The 21,662-nt window shown below is 63.2% G+C and carries 22 protein-coding genes; 11 read left to right on the plus strand and 11 right to left on the minus strand.

Going from position 1 to position 21,662, the window contains the following annotated elements; genetic code table 11:
* Nucleotides 1–21 precede the first annotated feature (21 nt).
* Nucleotides 22–819: an acyl-CoA thioesterase gene (locus DJ563_RS03070; RefSeq protein ID WP_434518789.1), complete on the plus strand. Its 798-nt coding sequence runs from the start codon at nucleotides 22–24 to the stop codon at nucleotides 817–819.
* An 18-nt stretch (nucleotides 820–837) separates the two neighbouring features.
* Here the strand turns inward: DJ563_RS03070 and DJ563_RS03075 are convergent, their stop codons facing one another.
* The 3 genes from DJ563_RS03075 to DJ563_RS03085 form a co-directional block, all read right to left on the minus strand.
* Nucleotides 838–1,206 carry an Mpo1-like protein gene (locus DJ563_RS03075; RefSeq protein WP_095063657.1) on the minus strand — a complete coding sequence of 123 codons (369 nt, stop codon included), beginning with the start codon at nucleotides 1,204–1,206 and terminating at the stop codon, nucleotides 838–840.
* Between the two features lie 88 nt (nucleotides 1,207–1,294).
* A complete protein-coding gene (locus tag DJ563_RS03080; RefSeq protein WP_274098654.1) occupies nucleotides 1,295–2,773 on the minus strand; it encodes a methyl-accepting chemotaxis protein in 1,479 nt (492 codons plus the stop codon).
* A 134-nt stretch (nucleotides 2,774–2,907) separates the two neighbouring features.
* Nucleotides 2,908–3,705 (minus strand): TatD family hydrolase, encoded by a 798-nt coding sequence (locus DJ563_RS03085; RefSeq protein ID WP_434518790.1) that lies wholly within the window; start codon nucleotides 3,703–3,705, stop codon nucleotides 2,908–2,910.
* A gap of 158 nt (nucleotides 3,706–3,863) precedes the next feature.
* Here DJ563_RS03085 and DJ563_RS03090 point away from each other — a divergent pair, with 158 nt between their 5' ends.
* From DJ563_RS03090 to greB, 3 genes are all read left to right on the plus strand, one after another.
* Complete coding sequence (locus DJ563_RS03090; protein ID WP_434518791.1) at nucleotides 3,864–5,270, plus strand: transglycosylase SLT domain-containing protein; 1,407 nt, start codon at nucleotides 3,864–3,866, stop codon at nucleotides 5,268–5,270.
* A 183-nt stretch (nucleotides 5,271–5,453) separates the two neighbouring features.
* On the plus strand, nucleotides 5,454–5,762 hold the full coding sequence (locus DJ563_RS03095; protein WP_274098657.1) for a hypothetical protein: 309 nt from the start codon (nucleotides 5,454–5,456) through the stop codon (nucleotides 5,760–5,762).
* Between the two features lie 11 nt (nucleotides 5,763–5,773).
* Entirely contained in the window at nucleotides 5,774–6,247 is a 474-nt protein-coding gene (gene greB, locus DJ563_RS03100) for a transcription elongation factor GreB (protein WP_274098658.1), read from the plus strand.
* A gap of 36 nt (nucleotides 6,248–6,283) precedes the next feature.
* On the opposite strand, the gene DJ563_RS03105 is transcribed toward greB, so the two are convergent.
* Together DJ563_RS03105 and DJ563_RS03110 are read right to left on the minus strand one after the other, a co-directional pair.
* Complete coding sequence (locus DJ563_RS03105) at nucleotides 6,284–8,791, minus strand: ABC transporter permease (protein ID WP_434518792.1); 2,508 nt, start codon at nucleotides 8,789–8,791, stop codon at nucleotides 6,284–6,286.
* Between the two features lie 5 nt (nucleotides 8,792–8,796).
* Nucleotides 8,797–9,480 carry an ABC transporter ATP-binding protein gene (locus DJ563_RS03110; protein WP_033699089.1) on the minus strand — a complete coding sequence of 228 codons (684 nt, stop codon included), beginning with the start codon at nucleotides 9,478–9,480 and terminating at the stop codon, nucleotides 8,797–8,799.
* A 10-nt stretch (nucleotides 9,481–9,490) separates the two neighbouring features.
* Here DJ563_RS03110 and DJ563_RS03115 point away from each other — a divergent pair, with 10 nt between their 5' ends.
* The 3 genes from DJ563_RS03115 (at nucleotide 9,491) to DJ563_RS03125 (ending at nucleotide 11,533) form a co-directional block, all read left to right on the plus strand.
* Nucleotides 9,491–10,096, plus strand: a complete 606-nt coding sequence (locus DJ563_RS03115; RefSeq protein WP_274098660.1) for an arylesterase — start codon at nucleotides 9,491–9,493, stop codon at nucleotides 10,094–10,096.
* Nucleotides 10,097–10,154: 58 nt separating this feature from the next.
* Nucleotides 10,155–10,436 (plus strand): hypothetical protein, encoded by a 282-nt coding sequence (locus DJ563_RS03120; RefSeq protein ID WP_033699086.1) that lies wholly within the window; start codon nucleotides 10,155–10,157, stop codon nucleotides 10,434–10,436.
* Between the two features lie 119 nt (nucleotides 10,437–10,555).
* Entirely contained in the window at nucleotides 10,556–11,533 is a 978-nt protein-coding gene (locus DJ563_RS03125) for a L,D-transpeptidase family protein (protein WP_033699085.1), read from the plus strand.
* 123 nt (nucleotides 11,534–11,656) lie between these two features.
* On the opposite strand, the gene DJ563_RS03130 is transcribed toward DJ563_RS03125, so the two are convergent.
* Nucleotides 11,657–11,908, minus strand: coding sequence for an Lpp/OprI family alanine-zipper lipoprotein (locus DJ563_RS03130; RefSeq protein ID WP_274098661.1), 252 nt, complete (start codon nucleotides 11,906–11,908; stop codon nucleotides 11,657–11,659).
* A 504-nt stretch (nucleotides 11,909–12,412) separates the two neighbouring features.
* Between DJ563_RS03130 and DJ563_RS03135 the strand changes: the two genes are divergently transcribed.
* Entirely contained in the window at nucleotides 12,413–12,694 is a 282-nt protein-coding gene (locus tag DJ563_RS03135; protein WP_003250290.1) for a GNAT family N-acetyltransferase, read from the plus strand.
* A 52-nt stretch (nucleotides 12,695–12,746) separates the two neighbouring features.
* On the opposite strand, the gene DJ563_RS03140 is transcribed toward DJ563_RS03135, so the two are convergent.
* A complete protein-coding gene (locus tag DJ563_RS03140) occupies nucleotides 12,747–13,823 on the minus strand; it encodes a 3-deoxy-7-phosphoheptulonate synthase (protein ID WP_033699083.1) in 1,077 nt (358 codons plus the stop codon).
* Between the two features lie 235 nt (nucleotides 13,824–14,058).
* Between DJ563_RS03140 and DJ563_RS03145 the strand changes: the two genes are divergently transcribed.
* The 3 genes from DJ563_RS03145 (at nucleotide 14,059) to cysB (ending at nucleotide 16,711) form a co-directional block, all read left to right on the plus strand.
* On the plus strand, nucleotides 14,059–15,006 hold the full coding sequence (locus DJ563_RS03145) for a putative 2-dehydropantoate 2-reductase (RefSeq protein ID WP_434518793.1): 948 nt from the start codon (nucleotides 14,059–14,061) through the stop codon (nucleotides 15,004–15,006).
* 104 nt (nucleotides 15,007–15,110) lie between these two features.
* Complete coding sequence (locus tag DJ563_RS03150; RefSeq protein WP_033699079.1) at nucleotides 15,111–15,608, plus strand: universal stress protein; 498 nt, start codon at nucleotides 15,111–15,113, stop codon at nucleotides 15,606–15,608.
* Between the two features lie 128 nt (nucleotides 15,609–15,736).
* Complete coding sequence (gene cysB, locus DJ563_RS03155) at nucleotides 15,737–16,711, plus strand: HTH-type transcriptional regulator CysB (protein ID WP_033699078.1); 975 nt, start codon at nucleotides 15,737–15,739, stop codon at nucleotides 16,709–16,711.
* Between the two features lie 94 nt (nucleotides 16,712–16,805).
* Here cysB and DJ563_RS03160 read toward each other — a convergent pair whose 3' ends face one another.
* The 4 genes from DJ563_RS03160 to DJ563_RS03175 all read right to left on the minus strand — a co-directional run bounded on the left by DJ563_RS03160 (nucleotide 16,806) and on the right by DJ563_RS03175 (nucleotide 21,662).
* A complete protein-coding gene (locus tag DJ563_RS03160) occupies nucleotides 16,806–17,540 on the minus strand; it encodes a phosphoadenylyl-sulfate reductase (protein ID WP_033699077.1) in 735 nt (244 codons plus the stop codon).
* Between the two features lie 103 nt (nucleotides 17,541–17,643).
* Entirely contained in the window at nucleotides 17,644–18,987 is a 1,344-nt protein-coding gene (pabB, locus tag DJ563_RS03165; protein WP_434518794.1) for an aminodeoxychorismate synthase component I, read from the minus strand.
* Between the two features lie 159 nt (nucleotides 18,988–19,146).
* Nucleotides 19,147–20,127: an alpha-L-glutamate ligase-like protein gene (locus DJ563_RS03170; RefSeq protein WP_033699074.1), complete on the minus strand. Its 981-nt coding sequence runs from the start codon at nucleotides 20,125–20,127 to the stop codon at nucleotides 19,147–19,149.
* Entirely contained in the window at nucleotides 20,127–21,662 is a 1,536-nt protein-coding gene (locus DJ563_RS03175) for an inactive transglutaminase family protein (RefSeq protein WP_274099381.1), read from the minus strand. Before DJ563_RS03175 ends, DJ563_RS03170 begins: the two co-directional genes overlap by 1 nt.

A 21,662-nucleotide genomic window follows, 5' to 3' on the forward strand; every position in this document is an offset into this window, starting at 1 on the left:
CGGCACAGGAGCCCACCTGCCATGAACTTCACCCAATTGCTCGAAGCCGTTCGAGCCAACCCTGAATCGGTATCGGTGCCGGCGTCATGGGCCCAGGGCCGCGCGGCTTTCGGCGGGCTCATGGCCGCCATGGTGTATGAAGCGATGCGCCTGAAGCTTGCCGATGATCGGCCTGTGCGCTCTTTGGCCATCAGCTTCGTGGCGCCTGCTGCGGCTGACGTGCCGATCCGTTTCGAGGTCGACGTGCTGCGTGAGGGCAAAGCGGTCAGTACCTTGCTTGGCCGCGCGGTGCAGGAGGGGCAGGTCGTCACCCTGGTGCAGGGCAATTTCGGTGCGGGGCGCTCCTCGCAGGTCGAGGTCCCGGCCAAGGCTGCGGTTGCCATGAAGCCACTGGAGCAGGCTGCCCCTGAGCTTCCCTACATCAAAGGTGTGACCCCAGAGTTCATGCGCCATGTAGCCCTGCGTTGGGCGGTTGGTGGGCTGCCGTTCAGTGGCAACGATTCGCGGCAGATGGGGGGCTGGGTACGGCTGCGCGACATCGCTGACGAGCCGTTGAACGAGGCTCACCTGCTGGCACTGGTAGATGCCTGGCCGCCCAGTCTGTTGCCGCACCTGAAGCGGCCGGCGGCGGGCAGCACACTGACCTGGACGATCGAATTCATCCAGCCCATACCGCAGTTGTCGACACTCGACTGGTGCCGCTATTGCGTCGAGACCGAGCACGCACGTGAGGGTTATGGGCATGCCGCCGCCGCGCTGTGGTCCGCAGAGGGCGAGTTGCTGGCGTTGAGCCGGCAGACGGTGACGGTTTTCGCGTAGCCGTAACGGGCGGCAGGGTCAGCGGCGATGCTTGTGCCGCTCGCGCCAGGCACGCCACCAGGCGCCGCTTAGCACAAAGCGTGGAAAGGTGATGAACTGCTCGGTCAGCAGTCGCTGTACGGCGTCTTTGCGGTTGGCGAATGGCTCTGGTTGTTCGGCTTCGAGGCGATGCCCGTGGCGCTGCAGGCCCAGGCCGGCAATCAGGGAGATGACGCCCACGGCGATCTGGCCCAGGTCCAGGGCGAACAGGCCGGACAGCACCAGCAGTGCGCCGAGAATGAACAGCGGCACGGCGATCAGGTGCAGTACAAGGTTGGCCGGGTGACGGTGATTATGGTGGTAGCCGCGCCATTGCCAGGCGGGTAGGTTGGGTAGGCGTTTGCTCATGGGCAGGTCCTCTCGGTCATGTCCAAAGCTTAGTGCGGCCCCCGGCAGGGGGCCAATCGAGGCTGGCTATCGTGACTGTAAATGAGGGCTATAGCTTGAGCTGGCCTATCACCTTGTTCAGCTCACCGGCCAGCGTCGCCAGTTCGTTGCTGGTGGTGGCCGAGCCGACGGTCTGTTGCACGGTGTGTTCGGTGACGTCGCGGATACTCACCACTGCCCGGTTCATTTCTTCGGCCACCTGGCTCTGCTGTTCGGCAGCCACGGCGATCTGGGTGTTGCTTTCGCGCATCTGCGCAACCGCACCGGTGATCTCGGCCAGCGCTGCACCAGCTGCCTGGGCCTGCCGGACGCAATCGTCAGCCTTGTAGGAGCTCTCCTGCATGAACTCCACCGCATCGCGGGTGCCGGACTGAAGCGCCGAGACCATGGTGGTGATTTCGTCCGTGGACGTCTGCACGCGCTTGGCCAGGTTGCGTACCTCATCGGCGACTACCGCGAAGCCACGGCCCAAGTCACCGGCACGGGCTGCTTCGATGGCCGCATTGAGTGCCAGCAGGTTGGTTTGTTCGGCAATGCTGTGGATCACCCCGACCACGCCATTGATCTTCTGGCTGTCCTCGGCCAGTTGGCGGATCATCTCGGCGGTCTGCTGCACGCCGCTGGACAGCCCGGAAATCGAGTCCTGAACGCGGCTGACGACCTCCTGGCCGCTGCCGGCCAGGGTATCTGCGGTCTGCGACAGGTCGCGTGTGGCGCCGGCATGCTGGGCGATATGGTGCACAGTGGCCGACATCTGGTTGATGGCCGTGGCGGCCTGGTCGGTCTCGCTCTGCTGGCCGAGCATGCCGTGGCGTACGTCATTCATGCTCGCCGCCAGGCGTGCGGCGCCGGCGTCGAGCTGTGCGGCGGTGTGGGCCACGGTGCTGACCACGCGGTGGTAGGTGCCTTGCATGGCGTTGAAGGCGCCCGCCATCTGACCGACTTCGTCGCCGCACGCCAGGGGTACGCGTGCCGACAGGTCGCCGGTCTTCTCCACATGGAGCATGACGTCCTTGAGGGTGTTGAGCTGGCTGAGCAGAAAGCGGATCAGCAACTGCGAGGCGCCCAGCATGGCCAGCATCAGTATCAGCACGCACACGGCATAGTTGGTGAAACGTTCGAAGAACACCTGGCGTACGCTCGGCGACTGGGCCAGCACGGCCAGATGCTGATCGCCGTTGCGCAGCACCTGGGCGCCGCGCAGGGGGTTGTCGCCAAGCAGCCAGGCAGCGGGCAGTGCGACCCAGCCCTGGGCGTCGCGCAGGGCCTCCAGCGGTTCGCCGGCAAAGGTCGGGGTCTGGCCTGGCAGCCAGGTGATGACATTGGCCTGGCGGGGCAGCGTTTGCCCGACGGGCCACGCTGCCAACAGCTGGGCCTGTGCCGCCGCTTGGGCCTGAGCGGCGTCCGCGCGGGCACGCTGCTCCAGATGCACGGCGTACAGCACCAGCAAAAGGGTCGTGACAAAGGCCACCGCGTTGACGGCCCAGAATTTGTACTTCAGGGAAACATTGCTAAGCCAGGCACCCATGGGCAGGTCTTCTCTGAGTTGAGCGGAAACAATATTGGCAAGGTGCCATCATTGTGCCCGCGCCCGCCAGAGCCGTTCTTGATGTGTATCAAGAAAAAACCGAGGTGCCTGTATCGACGGGGCCCGATGCAGGCTTAGCTCAGCCGAAAGAATGCCCGTGCCGCCGCGGTGGTATGGGTTGCCGTGTGTTCCATCGACTCGCCCCGGTGCAGCGCTACCTCCCTCAACACTTCCGGCAGAAACGCCGGTTCGTTACGGCCGCTTTTCGGCTTGGGCCTCAGGCTGCGCGGCAGCAGGTAAGGCGCATCGCTCTCCAGCATCAGGCGCCCTTCAGGGATATTGCCGACCAGCGGGTGCAGGTGCGTCCCACGACGCTCGTCACAAATCCAGCCGGTGATGCCGATGTGCAGGTCCAGGTCCAGGTAGGCGAACAACGCCTCGCGCTCGCCGGTGAAGCAATGCACCACAGCGCCGGTCAAGTGGTCCCTGTAGTCCTTGAGGATGGCCAGCAAGCGCTCGCTGGCGTCGCGTTCGTGCAGAAACACGGGCAAGCCCAGTTCGGCCGCGAGCGTCAGCTGTGCCTCCAGGGCCTTTTCCTGCTGAGGGCGAGGGGAGAAGTCGCGGTTGAAGTCCAGGCCGCATTCACCGACTGCTCGCACCCGTTGCTCATTCAACAATTGGCGCAGTTGCCGCTCGCTGCCAGCGTCCCAGGACTTGGCATCGTGGGGGTGGACGCCCGCCGTGGCGAACAGGTGTTCAGCGGCCGCATCCAGCTGCTGGCACAGCTCCAGTGCCTGTTCGCTGACCGCAAGGCTGGTGCCGGTCAGCAACATCTGCGCCACGCCGGCCTCGATGGCGCGCTCGACGATGGCGGCCTGCTGGTCGTGGAAACTGCTGTTGGTCAGGTTGACGCCGATATCGATCAGTTGCATGGTGCTACCTCGTGCCGCGGGGCGGCCAGCATAGCAAAATCCGCGTTTCTCGGAAAAATCCAAGAACTTCATGCGGTTGCCGTGGTCTTCTGCTGTCATTTATCACTAGGCGGCGATGCCGCATGAGTGCCGCCCACCGACCTCGGACTCGTTTTCGCATGCTGCGATACTTGCTGACCTTCCTGCTGATGCTTGGGCTGACCACGGCCGGTGCTGCCCAGGCACGCTTGCCGGGGCCGCAGCAGAACATCCCGCCCAGCAAGCTGCGCGACCTGCAGCAGGTTCGGGCGAGCAAGGTGTTGCGGGTGCTGGTCAATCAAAGCCGCAACAGCTCTGGTGAGGTCAAGGGCGAGCCGGTCGGCATCGAATACTACCGCCTGCGTGCGCTCGAGCATTACCTGAATGCGCGTGCCGGTGACGGGCAGCAGATTCAGCTGAAGCTTATCCCTCGGGCCAAGGAGCAGTTGCTGGGTGCGTTGCAGCGCGGCGAGGGCGACCTGGCGGCGCCCGGTGAACTGCTCGACCCGGTGGTAGTGCGCGGTGTCAACAGCAGCGCGCCGGTGCTGGACCAAGTGCCCTTGTTGCTGGTCGGGCGCAAGGGGGAGCGCAGCTTCAGCCATGTCGAGCAGTTGTCCGGGCGCACTGTGGCCTTGACCAGCGCCAGTGCTGCCGGCCCGGTGATCCAGCAGGTGAACCAGCAGCTGGCCCTGCGCAAGCGCGCGCCGATCAAGGTGGAGTGGGTCGATTCGACCCTGGCGGTGGAGGATGTGCTGGAGATGGTGCAGGCCGGCATCTACCACCTGACCGTGGTAGAGCGCCCGATTGCCCGGCGGTGGGCCAGGGTGATGCCGCGTCTGCGCCTGGACAACCGTGTGCACCTGGGCTCGCCGCAAGCCATGCGCTGGTATGTAGGGCGCGATGCGCTGCAATTGCTGGCCACGGTCGATCGCTTCCTTCAGGGTTATCGCGCGCCGGACAACCAGGACGCCGCGTTCGAGCGTATCTACCGCCGCCAGTACCGGGTACACAACCCCTTGGCGAGCAAGGATCGCCAACGCCTCAGTGCGGTGCGTGCGGTGCTGCAGAAGCATGGCAAGGCGCAGCAGATCGACTGGCTCAACCTGGCCGCACTGGCCTTCAAGGAGTCGACACTCAACCCCGCTGCGCGCGGCACAGGCGGGGCCCATGGCCTGATGCAGATCACCCCTTCGGCCGCCCAGCGGGTAGGGGTGAGCAATACCGCCACGGTGGACGGCAATGTACAGGCCAGTGCCCGCTACCTGGCGTTGATCCGACGCAAGTTCTTTGCCAGCCCACAGATCAACGAGCGCGAGCGCATGGCGTTCGTGCTGGCGGCCTACAACCTGGGGCCCGAGCGGGTCCAGGCGATGCGTGCCGAAGCGCGCCGGCGTGGGCTCAACGGCAACCAGTGGTTTTTCCAGACCGAGCGCATTGCCATGGAGCAGGTCGGCATGGGCCCGGTCAATTTCGTCAACAGCGTCAACAAGTACTTCCTGGCGTTCAACCGCGAGCGTGCCCTGCTGGAGCGGGTGGCCAAGCGCTGAGCAATGCAGCGTGAGGCTTGTAACTTCGCGCTTGTAGCTCTAGCATACCGCCTGCGCCGATTTAAACAGCTACTTGCGGGGCGCAGGAAAGGCCCTCCGGTCATCCGAAATACCGCTAAAGCGCTGGTTCGGTGACGCCTCCCACCGCTGCCCAGCGGGAATCGCGAGGCTGAGAGAAGCGCCATGAGTTGCCCACGTACCAGTGTCTGTTTGAGCCCTTTGCCTGCCAACCAGGCTTCCCGCACACCGCGCATCCTGCTCGGTGGCCAGCATCAACCCACTCTTTTGCGTCACCTTGAAGGGCTTTCGCGTCGTAAAGGCCAGGCCCGTGCCTTTCTCATCCAGTTCACCGAAACCTGCTGCCACCTTGCGCAGTACGGCAACGACCGTTTCGACCTGGCGGTGATACAGGCGCCGGCCTCTGCCGAGGCCGCCGAAGTCATCGGCCATCTCACCCGCATTGCTCGCCAAGGCCTGATTACCCGCCGTTGAGGAGAGTGCTGTTGAGCACCAATATCATCACCACCGAAGGTCATGAGGCCCTGAAGAAGGAGCTGGATCACCTGTGGCGCGTGTACCGCCCCGAGATCACCCAGAAGGTCGCCTGGGCGGCTTCGCTTGGCGATCGCAGCGAGAATGCCGACTACCAGTACAACAAGAAGCTGTTGCGCGAGATCGACCGTCGGGTGCGGTACCTGCGTAAACGCCTTGAAGATGTAAAGGTGGTGGCTTATTCGCCGGAGCAGGAGGGCAAGGTGTTTTTCGGCGCTTGGGTCGAGATCGAGAACGACGACGGTGAGACCAAGAAGTTTCGCATCGTCGGGTATGACGAAATCTATGGGCGCAACGACTACATCTCGATCGACTCCCCCATGGCCCGGGCCTTGCTCAAGAAGGAGGAGGGCGATGAGGTGGTGGTGAAGACCCCGACCGGGGATGCGGCGTGGTACGTGAACAGCATCCGCTACGGGCAATGATCGGCGATTGCCTGTAGCGGCCATTCACTGTGTTTCTTACCCCTCCCGCAACACCGTCAACGGGCTGGCATTGAGCGCCCGCCGTGTGCCCAGCACCCCAGCGCCACCCACCAGCACTGCCCCCGCCAGTGGCAGTACCAGCAGCCATGGGTGCGGGTGCCACTGCAGGTCGAAGGCGTAGCGGTACAGCACCAGCGTGATCAGCTCGCAACCGAGTGCGGCCAGTAGCCCGCTGGCCGCGCCCAAGAGGCCGAACTCGATACGCCGCGCCTTGACCAGCAACGGCCGCGCCGCACCCAGCGCACGCAGCAAGGCGCCCTGGCGGATGCGTTCGTCGAGCGTTGCCTGCAAGCCGGCGAACAGCACGGCCAGCCCCGCCGCCAACACGAACAACAGTACATACTCGACCGCCAGGGTGACTTGGGCGAGGATGCTGCGCAGTTGATCAAGCAAGGCGTCGACCTGAAGGATGGTCACTGCCGGGAAGGCCCGGGACAGGGCGACCACATCCAGGTCATGACCTGGGGCCAGGTAGAAACTGGTGAGGTAAGTGGTGGGTAACCCCTGCAGCGTTCCAGGCTGGAAGATCATGTAGAAGTTCGGCTGGAAACTGTCCCAGTGCACGCTGCGCAGGCTGCTGACCCGGGCCTGGCGTTGCTGGCCACCGATGTCGAAGGTCAGCAGGTCGCCCAGTTGCAGCTTCAGGCTGGTGGCCAGTTCCGCCTCGACCGATACACCGGGCACCTCATCGCCGGAAGGCAGCGCCTGCCACCAGTCGCCCGCAGTCAGCGCGTTGCCGTCAGGCAGCTCGGCGGCCCAGGTCAGGCTGAGGTCGCGTTGTACGGCCCGCTCGCCGGCAGAGTCCTTGCTGACGATCTGTTGCACCGGTTGCTGGTTGATCTGGATCAGGCGGCCGGGTGTCACCGGGTATAGCGGCGCCGAGGCCGCATTGACCTGCTGCAGGCGCTGGGCGAACGGTGCGCGATCATCTGGCAGGATGTTCAGGGCAAAGTGATTCGGCGCGTCCTTGGGCAGTTGCGCCTGCCAGGTGTCGAGCAGTTCGGCGCGCAGCAGTGCAACCAGCGCCATGGCCAACAGGATCAGGCCAAATGCCAGTGCCTGGCCAGCGGCTGCCAAGGGGTGGCGTAACAGCTGCCCCAGCCCCAGGCGCCAGGCCAGCGGTGCGCCGACCAGCAGTTGGCGCAGGCTGCGGAGCCCGAGCAGCAACAGGCCGCCGAGTACCACGGCGGCGACCAGGCCGCCGCCCAGCAGTGCGAACGTCAGCAGCAGGTCGAGGCTCAGGCGCCACATGATCAGGCCCAAGGCCAGCAAGGCAGCGCCATACACCAGCCAACTGCTGGGCGGCACCGGCAGCAGGTCGCGGCGCAACACGCGCAGCGGCGGCACCTGGCCGAGCGCGGCGAGCGGCGGCAAGGCGAAGCCAGCAAGGGCCACCAGCCCGGTGCCCATACCGGCGAGCGCCGGCAAGATGCCGCCCGGTGGCACCACACTCGGCAGCAGGCCATGCAGCAGCCGGAACAGGCCCAGCTGTGCCAGCCAGCCGAGCAGGGCGCCTGCCACGGCCGCCACCAGGCCAAGCATGGCCAGTTGCAGGCAGTACAGGCCCAGCGCTTGCCGTCGGGACAGGCCAAGGCAGCGCAGCAGCGCACTGGCATCCAGGCGCCGCGCGGCGTAGCGGCTGGCCGACATGGCCACGGCAACGCCGGCCAGCAGTACCGCCACCAGGCTGGCCATGTTCAGATAGCGCTCGGCCTTGCTCAAGGCGCCACCGATCTGCCGGTTGCCATCGCGGGTGTCGCGCAGGCGCTGGCTGGCCGCCAGGTCTTTTTCCACGGCCTGGCGATACTGGGCCAGTGCGTCGATGTCGCCGCGCCACAGGTCACGGTAGGTCACCCGGCTGCCGGGCTGGATCACCCCGGTCGCCTGCAGGTCCGTGAGGTTCATCATTACCCGAGGGGTCAGGCTGTAGAAATTATTGGCGCGGTCCGGTTCGTAGGTCAGTACACGGCTCATGCGCAGGGTTTTCATGCCCACATCGATGCTGTCGCCGATCGACAGCCCCAGCGCGGCCAGCAACCTCGGTTCTACCCAGGCCTCGCCGGGCGCCGGGCCACCGCCGGGGGTTTCTTCGGCATAGGGTGCTGCGGCGCTGCGGACTTGCCCGCGCAAGGGGTAGGCGCCGTCGGCGGCCTTGACGCTGGACAACTGGATGCCGCTATCGCCGCCCACCACACTGGTGAACTCGACCACCTGTGCGTGGCGCAAACCGAGTGATGTGCCTGCACTGATCTGCTCGTCGCGGGCCGGTGAGCTGCCCTGCAACACCAGGTCGGCGCCGAGGAACTCGCTGGCGCGCAATTGCATGGCGCCGTTGAGTCGGGCGCCGAAGTAACCGATTGCGGTGCTGGCGGCTACGGCTACCAGCAGGGCAAAGAACAGCACGCGCACTTCGCTGGCGCGGATGTCGCGCAGCAACTGGCGTAATGCCAGGCCGCACAGTCGGGAGAAGGGCATGCTGGTCATCGGGCTCAGACCTCCACGGGGGCTACCAGGCGCCCCGCGTCCAGGCGGATCAGGCGCCGGCAGCGGCGGGCCAGGCGCTCGTCATGGGTGACCAGCACCAGGGTGGTGCCACGCTCCTTGTTCAATTCGAACAGCAGGTCGCTGATGCGCTCGCCGGTATGGCTGTCGAGGTTGCCGGTGGGCTCGTCGGCGAACAGCACGGCAGGTTGTGCGGCGAAGGCGCGGGCGATGGCCACCCGCTGTTGCTCACCGCCGGACAGCTGGCGCGGCGTGTGGCTCAGGCGCTTGCCCAGGCCAACCCGTTCGAGCAGGGTGCGGGCGTGCTCGCGGGCATCGCGGCGCCCGTCGAGCTCCAACGGCAGCATGACATTCTCCAGTGCGTTGAGGCTGTCGAGCAGCTGGAACGACTGGAACACGAACCCGACATGCTCGGCGCGCACACGGGCGCGTTGGTCTTCGTCCAGTGGCCCCAGGTCGTGCCCGGCGAGGATGACCTTGCCGGCGCTGGGGCGGTCGAGGCCGGCCAGCAAGCCGAGCAAGGTCGACTTGCCTGAGCCCGAAGCGCCGACGATGGCCAGGCTGTCGCCCTGGGCGAGGTCGAGGGAAAGTGCGTGGAGGATGGTCAGGTCGCCTTCCGCGCTGGGGACCACTTTGCTAAGGTTCTGCGCAACGAGAATGCTGGGGCCCATGGAGAATCCAATGCGAATGTGGTGGTTGAGTGCCGGTCTGGCCTTGTATTGCCTGGCCCAGAGCGCCACGGCGGGAACGGTGCTGGTGGTTGGCGATAGTATCAGCGCCGGTTTTGGCCTGGATAGCCGCCTGGGGTGGGTCTCTTTGTTGCAGACCCGGCTCAAGGACGAAGGTTTCGATGATCAGGTGGTCAATGCCTCGATCAGTGGTGACACCAGCGCCGGAGGCCAGGCGCGGCTGCCGGCGCTGCTTGCAGCGCACAAGCCGGCCGTGGTGGTGCTGGAGTTGGGCGGCAATGACGGGCTGCGCGGGCAGCCGCCGCAGCAATTGCAACAAAATCTTGCTTCGATGATCGAGAGCGCTCGCCAGGCAGGTGCCAAGGTGCTGCTGCTGGGCATGCGCCTGCCGCCCAATTATGGCGTGCGCTACACCACGGCGTTTGCCCAGGTGTATGAGCAGTTGGCGGCAGAGAAACAGGTGCCATTGGTGCCTTTTTTCCTGGAGGGTGTAGGGGGCGTGCCGGAGCTGATGCAGGCCGATGGCATCCATCCGGCGCAAGGTGCCCAGCAGCGCTTGCTGGAAAATGCCTGGCCGCAGATAAAACCCTTGCTGTGACGCTTTAAACGGGGGCGGGTTTCGGCTAAGGTTGCGCCCCCCGTTTCGAGAGCCCCCGATGCCGCGCCCTGCCTGGTCCCTTTATGCCTACCAACTGATCGAGCCTGACGAACAGCTCGACCTGTTTGCCTGCCAGGAAATCCGCGTCCACCTGGCCGCTCGCCAGCTTGAGCTTGGCGTGCCGGTCGACCGTACCTTGTGTGGCGGCCTGCTGCCCGCGCAGCCGCGCTGGTCGGGCGTGCAGCGCTCGATCTACCGCGACAACCGTCTGTGCGCGCTGTGCCGTGCCATTCTCGACGCCCAGCGGCGCGGCATGCGCCCGGTGTGGCCGCAGCTTTGACGCGCAAACTGTCACACCTTTCATCATCTGAAACGCTTGCATACCGCCAATGCCTCCCGCTTGCATCGGTGCGGGTGTACAATCGATCCTCTTGACCCACCTTTCGAAGGATTTACCGGATGTTGCCGCGCTTTCCTGCCGTCACCCGTAGCCTGTCCCTGGCCGCCCTGCTGGTAGCGGGCCCCGCTGCTGCGCTGGAACTGCCACTGCCACCCCCCGGTGAAGACATTGTCGGCCAGGTGCAGGTGATCAAGGCCAAGTACGAAGACACGTTCGCCGACATCGGTACCGCCAACGACCTTGGCTACCTGGAAATGATCGCCGCCAACCCGGGTGTCGACCCCTGGTTGCCGGGTGCCGGCACCGAGATCATCCTGCCGACCCGCTATGTGCTGCCGCCCGGCCCGCGCGAAGGCATCGTCATCAACCTTGCCGAGTACCGCCTGTATTACTTCCCGAAAGGGGAGAGCGTGGTGCATACCTTCCCGCTGGGTATCGGTCGTGAAGGGTGGGGTTCGCCGATCGCCAACACCAAGATTACCGCCAAGACCCCGAATCCGACCTGGACCCCGCCGGCCTCTATCCGTGCCGAGCATGCTGCCGACGGCGATATCCTGCCGACAGTGGTGCCTGCCGGCCCAGACAACCCGCTGGGGCCTTTCAAGTTTACCCTGGGTGTACCGGGTTACCTGATTCACGGTTCGAACAAGAAGTTTGGTATTGGCATGCGTACCAGTCATGGTTGCTTCCGCATGCTCAACAACAACGTACTCGAACTGTCGAAAATGGTCCCGGTCGGTACGCCGGTACGCATCATCAACGAGCCCTACAAGTTCGGTATCAGTGCCGGCAAGGTCTATCTGGAAGCGCACACTCCGCTGGACGATCAGGGCAACCCGTCAGTCGTGGACAAACACACTGCGGTCATCAATGCCTTGCTCAAGCGTGAAGACCTGGCGAACAACCTGCGGATGAACTGGGATATGGTGCGCGACGTGGTCGCTGCCGAAGATGGCATGCCTGTCGAGATCGCCGTGCCGGTCGACAATCAGGGTACTGCACCGATGGTGACGAGCATTCCGCCCGAATTGCAGTAAGGTTTCGCGACCTGCCCAGGGCCTGCCTTAGTGCAGGCCTTTTCGTATGTGCGCTGCGTGTCGAACGGCAATAAAAAAGCCGACCCACAAGTGGGTCGGCTTCATAACAATCCGTGAGGACTATTACTTGCGGCTGGCTTTGTCCAGCATACGCAGAGCGCGCTCGTTGGCTTCGTCAGCGGTCTGCTGAGCCTTCTGAGCGGCTGCCAGTGCGTCGTCAGCCTTACGGTAGGCTTCGTCAGCACGAGATTGAGCGCGAGCTGCTGCGTCTTCAGTCGCAGTCAGACGAGCTTCGGTTTCTTTGGATACGCTGCTGCAACCGGTAGCCAGAACTGCGGCCAGAGCCAGAGCAGAGAATTTCAGAACGTTGTTCATCGTGTTCCCCTTCAAGGACTTTCTATTAAAGAGCCATCTCTCGGAATAGAGAAACTGGCCGGCGTACATAGTACCCATTACTTGTAGTAAGTAAACTGACTGAGCGCAAGAACTGCAAAAAAAATGTTGCGCCAGGTCACGCCGACACGCATTGCGACGCTTTTGTGAAAAAAACGTTCAGGGATCGCAAGCGGTTGTAGTACGGGAACTTTTTTGTTGAACTAACGGTGACTTTGACTGTCCTTCTGCGTCTTAAGGGCTAGAACATCCGGCTTCTGTTGGCGTACCGGGAAGAGTCGATTTAACCCCGTTTTTCGCCATTTTTAACCGCTGCTACCTTGAGCAATCCCGCCTGCCGCGCCTACTATCTTGTGAGTGCCGGGGGCAGAACCATTGCAAGCGCCTTGCGGTCCAAGGGGCAACAGGTGGCGTAGAGGTTCTGTGCCGGATCAACCACCATCGGTTAAGGTATGGGTCTGCCGAGAAGACCTGCGAGGAGTAGTGATGAGCGAAGCGCTGACCATCCACCATGACCAGGCCGGTCATCAGTTCGAGACCAACGTGGACGGTCATCGTGCCTATCTGACGTACATGGACCTGGGCAAGCAGACGCTGGACATCTATCGCACCTTCGTGCCCAACGCCCTGCGCGGGCGTGGGATTGCCGCAGCACTGACCGAGCGGGCCTTGGAGTATGCCGAGCAGATGGGCTACACGGTGATACCGTCGTGCTCTTATGTAGAACGCTACATGGAGCGCCAGCAGCGTCACTCGAGCAAGGCTTGAACTATTAGATAAAAGAAAAGGGGCCGTTCGCGGCCCCTTTTTTCGTCTTTGCTCAGCCGCGCTGGCGCTGTGGCAATACATCCTTGAGTTTGGCGTGCATGCTGCGCAGGGTCTTCTCGGTGGCGGACCAGTCGATGCAGGCATCGGTGACCGAAACACCATATTGCAGTTCGTTCAGGTCTTTGGGGATCGACTGGCAACCCCAGTTCAGATGGCTCTCGACCATCAGGCCGATGATCGATTGGTTGCCTTCGAGGATCTGGTTGGCGACGTTTTCCATCACCAGCGGCTGCAGGGCCGGGTCCTTGTTGGAGTTGGCGTGGCTGCAGTCGACCATGATGTTGGCCTTGATCTTGGCCTTGGCCAAGTCTTGTTCGCACAGGGCGACGCTGACCGAATCGTAGTTCGGCTTGCCATTGCCGCCGCGCAATACCACGTGACCGTAAGGGTTGCCCTTGGTGGTAACGATCGATACGCCGCCTTCCTGGTTGATGCCCAGGAACCGGTGCGGTTTGGATACCGACTGCAGGGCGTTGATCGCAACGGTCAGGCCGCCATCGGTGCCGTTCTTGAAGCCGACTGCCGAAGACAGGCCCGAGGCCATTTCCCGGTGGGTCTGGGATTCGGTGGTGCGGGCGCCGATGGCCGACCAGCTGATCAGGTCCTGCAGGTACTGCGGGGAAATCGGGTCGAGCGCTTCGGTGGCCGTCGGCAGGCCCATTTCAGCCAGGTCCAGCAGCAGTTGGCGACCAATGTGCAGGCCGTCCTGGATCTTGAACGAGTCATCCAGGTACGGGTCGTTGATCAGGCCTTTCCAGCCGACCGTGGTGCGCGGCTTTTCGAAGTACACGCGCATGACCAGGTACAGCGTGTCGGACACTTCTGCGGCCAGTACCTTCAGGCGTTCGGCATACTCGTGGGCAGCCTTGATATCGTGGATGGAGCAGGGGCCGACCACGACGAACAGGCGATGGTCCTTGCCGTCGAGAATATTGCGCACCACTTCGCGGCCGGCAGTCACGGTCTGCAGAGCCTTGGCGCTGAGAGGGATTTCCTTCTTGAGCTGATCGGGGGTGATCAGGGTCTCGTTGGAAGCAACGTTTAAGTCGTCGATCGGTAAATCAGCCATCGTGTTACTCGTCAGGTCACGGGTGCCGGCCGCCAGCAATCCCCGTGCGGCCCAGCAGCAAGAATGTTCGCAGCGGGGAGCCGAACCTTAGCGCGTTACAGGGGGGCGCGACAATGGGCTTGACCCCGTCAACCCAGGGATTTTCCCCACGCTGGCGGTGGTGTGGTGCGATTGGGGTGCCCAGGGTGCAGCAACCGGTGTAAAAAAGCGCACTGACATTTACCTGGAGATTGGCATGCATCCGCGCAAACCACGTATCGGCATCATCGGCAGTGGTGCTATCGGCGGCTTTTATGGGTTGATGCTGGCACGGGCCGGTTTCGATGTGCATTTCCTGTTGCGCAGTGAGTATGAAGTGGTGCGCGACCAGGGGCTGATGCTTGAAAGCGCAGTGCATGGCACCTTGCAGATGAAGGTTCAGGCTTATGTCAGCGCTGCCGACATGCCGCAATGCGACTGGCTGTTGGTGGGGGCCAAGGCCACCAGTAACGAGCAGTTGGCGCCGCTGATCGTCCAGGCCGCCGCGCCCGATGCGCGGGTGGTATTGCTGCAGAATGGCCTGGGTGTAGAGGCGCAGTTGCGTCCTGCCTTGCGCGATGACATGCACTTGCTCGGCGGCTTGTGTTTCATTTGTGTCAACCGCCAGGCGCCTGGGGTGATTCGTCATCAGGCGCTGGGGGCGGTCAATCTTGGCTATCACAGCGGGCCTGCCCGCGATGGCGGTGCCGCGCTGGTGAAGGAGGGGGCGGGGTTGTTCCAGGCGGCGGGCATCGATTCGCAGGCCATGGATAACCTGAGCCAGGCGCGTTGGCAAAAGCTGGTGTGGAACGTGCCTTATAACGGGCTTTCGGTGTTGCTCGGCGCCAGCACCACACCGTTGATGGCCGACCCGCACAGCCGGGCGCTGGTCCAGGCGTTGATGGCCGAGGTGGTCCAGGGTGCCGCTGCTTGCGGCCACGTGCTGCCCGAGGGCTATGCCGAGCATCTGTTCCAGATCACCGAGCGGATGCCCGACTACTGGCCAAGCATGTACCACGACCACGCGCAGCAGCGTCCGCTGGAGCTTCAGGCTATCTATGCCGAGCCGTTGGCACAGGCGCGAGCGGCAGGTTGCAACTTGCCGCGCATGCAGATGCTTTACCAGGCACTGTCGTTCATCGACCACGCTGGCCGGCACGCCTGAAGCTTGCACAGCCCGCGCCGGCAGCACGCCGGACGGCAAAGCGTGCGTGCGGCGCGCTGCTAAGCTGAAGCTTGCTCTGCCGCAGCGGCAGTCGAGGAGGTCGAATGATCCGCTCCATGCTGTACGCCACCGACCTCGGTGTCTACGCCCCCTTTGTCATGCAGCACGCCTTGGCCCTGGCGCGGACGTTCAATGCAGAGCTGTATGTGATCCACGCGGTAGAACCCATGGGGCAGTTTGCCGAATCGCTCCTGCAAAGCTACCTGGATGAACAGACGCTGGACCAGTTGCACAGCCAGGGCGTCACCACCGTCATGGCCAATATCGAACAACGCGTGCTGGAAAACTTTCGCGATGAACTGGGTGAAGAGGCGGACCTGGCTGTCATCAAGGCGGTGCGTGTGCGCCAGGGCGACCCTGCCCAGGTGATCCTCGACCAGGCCCAGCGCCTGAGTGTCGATCTGCTGATTTTTGGGAGCCACAGTGCAGGTGCGGGGGTTGATGTACCGCTTGGGCGAACGGCGGTGCGATTGCTTCAGCTGTCGCCTGTGCCGGTGTATATGGTGCCGCTTGCTCAGCATTTGGGGCGTAGGAAAACGTGAAGCTGGCTGTAGGCTATTACGGGGCGCGTGTAACAAAATAGTTCTAGATTTATTTCCAGAACCACTAATATAGTTATATATCGTCGCTGCCTGCTGCCGCTGACTCACCGCTGAACCGAGGGAAACCTATGAAGCTTCAACAACTGCGCTACATCTGGGAAGTGGCGCACCACGACCTCAACGTCTCCGCGACGGCGCAGAGCCTGTATACCTCCCAGCCAGGTATCAGCAAGCAGATCCGCCTGCTCGAGGATGAGCTGGGTGTTGAAGTCTTTGCCCGCAGCGGCAAGCACCTGACCCGCGTCACCCCGGCCGGTGAGCGCATCATCAATACCGCTGGCGAGATCCTGCGCAAGGTCGAGAGCATCAAGCAGATCGCCCAGGAATTCTCCAACGAGAAGAAGGGCACCCTGTCCATCGCCACCACCCACACCCAGGCACGCTATGCGCTGCCGCCGGTGATCAGCAGTTTCATCAAGCAGTATCCGGAAGTGGCCCTGCACATGCACCAGGGCTCGCCCATGCAGATTGCCGAGATGGCCGCTGATGGCACTGTCGATTTCGCCATTGCCACCGAGGCGCTGGAGCTGTTCGGCGACCTGATCATGATGCCGTGCTACAAGTGGAACCGCTGCGTCGTGGTGCCGCAGGGGCACCCGCTGACCAAGCTGCCGAAGCTGACCCTGGAAGCGGTCGCCGAATACCCTATCGTCACCTACGTGTTCGGCTTCACTGGCCGTTCGAAGCTGGACGAGGCTTTCAACCATCGCGGCCTGACGCCGAAGGTCGTGTTCACCGCAGCGGATGCCGACGTGATCAAGACCTACGTGCGCCTGGGGTTGGGTGTCGGTATCGTCGCCAAGATGGCAGTCGACACCAAGCTCGACAGCGACCTGGTGGCCCTGGATGCCAGCGAGTTGTTCGAGGCCAGCATCACCAAGATCGGCTTCCGCCGTGGCACCTTCCTGCGTGGCTTCATGTGCGACTTCATCGAGAAGTTTGCCCCGCACCTGACCCGTGAAGTGATGGCCAAGGCCATTCAGTGCCATAACAAGCAGGAGCTCGAAGAGCTGTTCGACGGCGTCGAGCTGCCGGTGCACTGAAAGCAGCTTCAAGCTTCAAGCTTCAAGAAAGAGCAGGCCGTGCGCGGGCTGCTCTTTTTTTCTTGCAGCTTGCGACTTGTGACTAGACGCTGCTTCAAGCCTTGCTGATCAGGTTGCCAGCGTGCAGCCCGCATTCCTTCTGGGTTGACTCTTCCCACCACCAGCGGCCTTCGCGCTCATGCTGGTTCGGCAACACCGGGCGTGTGCACGGCTCGCAGCCAATGCTGATGAAGCCGCGTTCGTGCAGGCTGTTGTAAGGCAGTTCGAGCATGCGAATGTAGCCCCAGACTTCCTCACTGCTCATCTGTGCAAGCGGGTTGAACTTGTACAGCGTACGCTCGGGGGTCGAGAAGGCGCCGTCGATTTCCAATGCCGCCACCTGGCTGCGGGTGCCCGGGCTCTGGTCTCGGCGTTGGCCGGTGGCCCAGGCACTTACCGTGGCCAGTTTGCGTCGCAAAGGCTCGATCTTGCGGATGCCGCAGCACTCGCCATGGCCATCCTTGTAGAAGCTGAACAGGCCCTTTTCCTTGACGAACGGGTCGAGCTTGCTGCGATCGGGGCTGAGCAGTTCGATCGGCAGGTTGTACTGCTCGCGGACCTGGTCGATGAACCGGTAGGTTTCCGGATGCAGGCGGCCGGTGTCTAGGCTGAACACCTTGACCTGCTTGTTCAGCTTCCAGGCCATGTCGACCAGTACCACGTCTTCGGCGCCGCTGAAAGAAATCCACAAGTCGTCGCCGAAGTGTTCGAAGGCGAGCTTGAGGATGTCCTGCGGGGACTTGTTGGCATAGGTCGCGGCGAGGGCGGCGACGTCGAAGGGTTGGCTCATCAGGCGGTTTCCATCTTGGCTGTGGCGCTCTGCGCTCGTAATAGGGTGATGGTAACAAAAAATACGGGGTTAGACGCCCGGCATAGGGGCTTGTGGCGCCGGGTCAGAGCTGTTGCAGGGTTTGCATCAGCACCCGTACCTTGGCAATCGACTCTTCATACTCCGCCTCCCAGTTCGAATCTGCCACCACCGCGCCACCTCCCCAACAGCTGACGTGCCCATCCTTGACCAGCAAGCTGCGAATGGCGATCGAGCTGTCCATTTCGCCCCGTACGTCGATGTACAGCAGCGAGCCGCAATACAGGGCGCGGCGGGTAGGCTCCAGTTCGTCGATGATCTGCATGGCGCGGATCTTGGGTGCCCCGGTGATCGAGCCGCCCGGGAAGCTGTCGCCGATGAGGTCCAGGGCATCCTTGTCGCTGGCCAGTTGCCCGGTGATGCTGCTGACCAGGTGATGCACGTTGGGGTAGCTTTCCAGGCTGAACAGCTCGGGCACCTTGACCGAACCGATCTGGCAGGTGCGGCCCAGGTCGTTGCGCAGCAGGTCGACGATCATCAGGTTTTCCGAGCGGTCCTTGGGGCTGTGCAGCAGCTCTTCGGCATTGCGGGCGTCTTCGTCCGGGTCGCTTGCGCGCGGGCGGGTGCCTTTGATCGGGCGGGTCTCGACCAGCCCCTGGCTGACGCGGATGAAGCGCTCCGGGGAAAAGCTCAGCAGTGCGCTGCCGTCGGCCAGTTGCTGGTAGCCGGAGAACGGCGTTGGGCACGCCTTGCGCAGCGCCTGATAGGCGCGCCACGGGTCGCCTTCGCAGGGGGCGCGGAAACGTTGTGTCAGGTTGATCTGGTAGCAATCGCCGGCCTGGATATACCGCTGTACCTGGTTGAACGCTGCCTCGTATTGCGCGGGTTGCAAATCGCCCTTCATGGCGGCGAGCAGGTGGAACTTGCCACCCGCAGGGGCATCCGCTGCGTGGAACAGGGTGATCAGGCGCTCGCGCTCGTCAGCTGCAAGGTGGGGGTGGAACACCAGTTGGCTGGTGCCTAACTGGTGATCGGTCACCAGTGCCCAGTCATACAGCCCCAGCTGGGCATCGGGCAGGTTGAGGTCGTCTGCGGCGAGGCTGGGCAGTTGCTCCAGGCGGCGGCCGAAGTCGTAGCTGAGGTAGCCGATCAGGCCGCCGGCAAACGGCAACTGCACCCCATTGGGCAATTCGGCGTGGCCGAGTTGCGCCAGCCCTGCACGCAGGCGTTGGAGGAACGCGCGGCCGTCCTCGTCTGTTTGCGCTTGCAGATAGTGCAAGGGCCAGGCGCTCAACAAGTCATAGCGCCCGCGTTCGGCGCCGGGGCGGGCGCTGTCGAGCAGGATCGCGCCGGGTGCCTGGCGCAGGCGGGCGAAATAGGCAGCGGGATCAGGCTGGTAGGGCAGGGGGTGGAGCGTACAGGTCGGCATCAGTGTGGACGGCGATGTAAAAGCGAGGGGGGCGATTGTAGACCTGTGTAGGAAAAGCGCCTAGCGCTGGGCGCGACATTAAACCTTTCGATTGCGCGCCGGTGCCGCTATACAGGCTTTCGCAGGTGAGCCCGCGAAGGTCTGTATAGCGGCAGGCTGTCAGTGCGGATGCACGTGCCCGAACAGCCCTTGCGATACGCGAACACGCTGTTCGGCATCTTCGGTCAGGCCATCCTTGGCCAGTGCTTCAATGTGCGCCTCGATGGCATGGGTGCGCTGGGTCAGCCCGCAGTCGTTGGCAATCTGGATGTTCAGGCCCGGGCGGGCATTGAGTTCCAGGATCAGCGGCCCTTTCTCCTGGTCCAGCACCATGTCGACACCGATGTAGCCCAGGCCGCACAGCTCGTAGCAGCCGGCTGCGAGCTTCATGAAGCCATCCCAGTTGGGCAACTGAACGCCGTCCACCGCATTGGTGGTGTCCGGGTGCTTGCTGATGATGTTGTTCAGCCAGGTGCCACGCAGCGTCACGCCGGTTGCCAGGTCGACACCCACGCCGATGGCGCCCTGGTGCAGGTTGGCCTTGCCGCCGGACTGGCGCGTCGGCAGGCGCAGCATGGCCATGACCGGGTAGCCCATCAGCACGATGATGCGGATGTCCGGTACGCCTTCGTAGCTGATGCTCTTGAAGATCTGGTCCGGTGTCACCCGGTATTCGATCAGCGCACGGTCGCGGTGGCCGCCGAGTGAATACAGGCCGGTCAGGATGCTCGAGACCTGATGCTCGATCTCTTCGTGGCTGATGATCTTGCCCGACACCGTGCGGTAACGGTCTTCGAAGCGATCGGCGATCACCAGGATGCCGTCACCGCCGGCGCCTTGCGCCGGCTTGATGACGAAATCACTGCGCCCGCCAATGATCTGGTCGAGCTTTTCGATCTCTTTCTCGGTCTCGATGACGCCGTACATTTCCGGCACATGGATGCCCGCTGCGAGTGCGCGCTCCTTGGTGATGATCTTGTCGTCGACGATCGGGTACAGGTGGCGCTTGTTGTACTTCAGGACATAGTCCGCGTTGCGCCGGTTGATACCCATGATGCCCCGGGCCTCCAGGGCTTTCCAGGTCTTGATCAGTCCGAACATCAGGCATCAGCCTTCTTCAGGAACGCTTTGAAGCGAACGAGCTCGGTCAGGCGGTAGCCGCGGTAGCGGCCCATCGCCAGCATGAAGCCCACCAGGATCAGCAGCACCGCCGGGAAGGTGAAGACGAAGTACACCAGCTCCGGCACCATCATCAACAGGTGCGCCACGGACGCTGCGAACAGGGTGCCGATAGCCACTTTCATGGCATGGCCGCCGCCGCGCTCTTCCCAGGTGATCGACAGGCGTTCGATGGTCATGGTCAGAATCACCATCGGGAACAGCGCCACCGACAGCCCGCGCTCCAGGCCCAGCTTGTGGCTGAACAGGCTGATGGCGGCGATCAGCACCACCACGAAGGTCAGCACCACCGACAGGCGTGGCAGCATCTGCAGCTTGAGGTGTTCAAGGTACGAGCGCAGTGACAGGCCCAGCGCCGTGATCACCGTGAACAGCACGATGCCGAAGCCCAACTGGGTTTCACGGAAGGCCAGGGCAATCAGTACCGGGGTGAAGGTACCCAGGGTCTGCAGGCCGATCAGGTTGCGCAGGACCAGAATCACCAGCACGCCGATCGGGATCATCACCATGATCATGAAGGTCTGCTGGGTCTGCAGCGGCAGGCTGTACAGCGAGTATTCGAGGAAGTCGGCGTCGGTGTTCTCGTCGGTCAGCTTGGCCAGGCGGATGGCGTTCATCTCGCTGTTGTTCATGCTGAAGGTGACGTTGGCTTTCTTGCCGCCATCGACGCTGATCAGGTTGTCGTCACCGGTCCACCACAGCAGGCGGTCGCTGGGCAGGCCCTGCTCGCCGGTGTCCGGGTTGAAGTACAGCCAGTCGTTGCCGTTGAAGCTGCGCAGCCACAGCTCCGGGGTCTGCGGGGTGTCGGCGACCAGGCGGATGGTGTGGACCTTTTCCATCGGCACGTGGGCAATGGACAGCAGCAGGTCGATGACCTGGGCTTTCTTCATGGCCGAGGTGTCGCCGGCCAGCAGCAGCTTGACGTTGTCGTCGTTGAGGTTGTTGACCCGCTTGATGGTCTCGCTGACGAAGGTCTCGACGTCGGCCGAATGCTGGCGGATCGGCGCCATCAGGGCTTCGGCGGCGATTTTCTCGGGGCCTTCGACAGCCAGGCTGTCACGGAAGGTCGGGCCTTTGACGGTGGTCTTCTCGTTGCTGTAGCGCTTGGTCAGCACCAGGCGGTAGTAGAGGGTCTGGTTGCCGCTGGCGCGGCGTGCCGACCAGGTCACCTTGCGGTTGCCGTCGGCACGGTTGACGCTCACCCCGTAGTTGTTGGAGATGAAGCTCTCGTTGAGGCTGACGTAGTCGCGGTTCAGCGGCGGGACGAACATCTGCACCTTGACCGGGTCTTTGGTGCTGGCCACGAACTCGACCTTGGCGTCGATGTTCCACAGATCGTCGGTTTCATCTTCGGTCACCGGGATGCCGAGGAAGAAGATCTGATAAGCCGTGACCGCCACGCCCAGCAACACCAGCACGGTGATCAGGACTTTCAGATGGAGGGTAAGAGAGCGCAT

It is taken from the genome of Pseudomonas sp. NFX1, from assembly GCF_051123555.1.
GTDB classification, from domain to species: Bacteria; Pseudomonadota; Gammaproteobacteria; order Pseudomonadales; family Pseudomonadaceae; genus Aquipseudomonas; species Aquipseudomonas capeferrum.

Bases quoted from the DNA above. Each gene is read 5' to 3' on its own strand.
- DJ563_RS03070 (WP_434518789.1), top strand. From the start codon at position 22: ATGAACTTCACCCAATTGCTCGAAGCCGTTCGAGCCAACCCTGAATCG.
- DJ563_RS03075 (WP_095063657.1), bottom strand. From the start codon at position 1,206: ATGAGCAAACGCCTACCCAACCTACCCGCCTGGCAATGGCGCGGCTAC.
- DJ563_RS03080 (WP_274098654.1), bottom strand. From the start codon at position 2,773: ATGGGTGCCTGGCTTAGCAATGTTTCCCTGAAGTACAAATTCTGGGCC.
- DJ563_RS03085 (WP_434518790.1), bottom strand. From the start codon at position 3,705: ATGCAACTGATCGATATCGGCGTCAACCTGACCAACAGCAGTTTCCAC.
- DJ563_RS03090 (WP_434518791.1), top strand. From the start codon at position 3,864: ATGCTGCGATACTTGCTGACCTTCCTGCTGATGCTTGGGCTGACCACG.
- DJ563_RS03095 (WP_274098657.1), top strand. From the start codon at position 5,454: ATGAGTTGCCCACGTACCAGTGTCTGTTTGAGCCCTTTGCCTGCCAAC.
- DJ563_RS03105 (WP_434518792.1), bottom strand. From the start codon at position 8,791: ATGACCAGCATGCCCTTCTCCCGACTGTGCGGCCTGGCATTACGCCAG.
- DJ563_RS03110 (WP_033699089.1), bottom strand. From the start codon at position 9,480: ATGGGCCCCAGCATTCTCGTTGCGCAGAACCTTAGCAAAGTGGTCCCC.
- DJ563_RS03115 (WP_274098660.1), top strand. From the start codon at position 9,491: ATGCGAATGTGGTGGTTGAGTGCCGGTCTGGCCTTGTATTGCCTGGCC.
- DJ563_RS03120 (WP_033699086.1), top strand. From the start codon at position 10,155: ATGCCGCGCCCTGCCTGGTCCCTTTATGCCTACCAACTGATCGAGCCT.
- DJ563_RS03125 (WP_033699085.1), top strand. From the start codon at position 10,556: ATGTTGCCGCGCTTTCCTGCCGTCACCCGTAGCCTGTCCCTGGCCGCC.
- DJ563_RS03130 (WP_274098661.1), bottom strand. From the start codon at position 11,908: ATGAACAACGTTCTGAAATTCTCTGCTCTGGCTCTGGCCGCAGTTCTG.
- DJ563_RS03135 (WP_003250290.1), top strand. From the start codon at position 12,413: ATGAGCGAAGCGCTGACCATCCACCATGACCAGGCCGGTCATCAGTTC.
- DJ563_RS03140 (WP_033699083.1), bottom strand. From the start codon at position 13,823: ATGGCTGATTTACCGATCGACGACTTAAACGTTGCTTCCAACGAGACC.
- DJ563_RS03145 (WP_434518793.1), top strand. From the start codon at position 14,059: ATGCATCCGCGCAAACCACGTATCGGCATCATCGGCAGTGGTGCTATC.
- DJ563_RS03150 (WP_033699079.1), top strand. From the start codon at position 15,111: ATGATCCGCTCCATGCTGTACGCCACCGACCTCGGTGTCTACGCCCCC.
- cysB (WP_033699078.1), top strand. From the start codon at position 15,737: ATGAAGCTTCAACAACTGCGCTACATCTGGGAAGTGGCGCACCACGAC.
- DJ563_RS03160 (WP_033699077.1), bottom strand. From the start codon at position 17,540: ATGAGCCAACCCTTCGACGTCGCCGCCCTCGCCGCGACCTATGCCAAC.
- pabB (WP_434518794.1), bottom strand. From the start codon at position 18,987: ATGCCGACCTGTACGCTCCACCCCCTGCCCTACCAGCCTGATCCCGCT.
- DJ563_RS03170 (WP_033699074.1), bottom strand. From the start codon at position 20,127: ATGTTCGGACTGATCAAGACCTGGAAAGCCCTGGAGGCCCGGGGCATC.
- DJ563_RS03175 (WP_274099381.1), bottom strand. From the start codon at position 21,662: ATGCGCTCTCTTACCCTCCATCTGAAAGTCCTGATCACCGTGCTGGTG.